The organism is Mycobacterium sp. E1715 (assembly GCF_001667625.1).
Lineage (GTDB): Bacteria > Actinomycetota > Actinomycetes > Mycobacteriales > Mycobacteriaceae > Mycobacterium.
On the sequence record NZ_LZJJ01000416.1, the window covers coordinates 1 to 804 of the forward strand.

General features: G+C 74.8%; 1 protein-coding gene. It reads right to left on the reverse strand.

Annotated elements, in window-relative coordinates; all coding sequences use genetic code 11:
* The coding region (locus A9X03_RS20100; RefSeq protein ID WP_156746614.1) for an ABC transporter permease at positions 1–804 on the reverse strand (804 nt) is incomplete at both ends.

The following is an 804-nucleotide window of genomic DNA, read 5'->3' on the forward strand; positions in this document are numbered from 1 at the left end:
CCGTCGCCCACACCCGCCGCGGTGCGCGCTCGACCGTGGCCGCCGCGAGCGCCCCGACCGATCCGAACGAGCGGGCCGTGGCGGCCGTTGCCTTGACGAGGGCGGCGCTGAGCGCGAAGCCGAGCGCGATCTCGGCGCTCAGCAGAGCGGCCATCGCGGCGAACGCGAGGGTGCCGCGCTGGCCGATGACGATCCAGATCGACGCGGCGAACACGGCGACGGCGCCGGCCCCGGCGACGCCACGCAGCCATCGCGGCACGACGTCCGCCGCCGACGCCCCGACGGGCGCCAGCGCCTCGATCGGCGCGACCTTGTACACCTGGCGCGCGGCCATCGCGGAAGCGACCACGCTGGTGAGCGCCGTGGCCGCGAGGGCCAGCGGAATGGCGTAGCCCGGCAGCCAATACTCGACCCTGGCCTCGAGCCCCTGGGTCATCGCCGGGGGCAATCGGCGAATCGCGATGTGCCCGGCCACGATTCCGAGCCCCGAACCGATGGCGCCGCCGATGAGGCCGAGGGTCGCCGCCTCCCCGATCATGTCGCCGACGATCGTCACGCGCCGGCCGCCGATCGCACGCAGCATGGAAATCACCGGCCGGCGCGCGGTGATCGCCATGGTCATCGTGGTGTAGATCAGGAACGCTCCGACCACCAACGCGACCGCCGCCCCCAGCAGGGCCATGTAGTTCATCAGCTTGACGCCGTCGCCGGCGCGGGCGGCCCGAACGCTCGGGGCGGCGACCAGGGCGCGACCGTTCACCGCCGCGGTGACCGCGGCGCGCACGGCGGCCACATCGGCGCCCG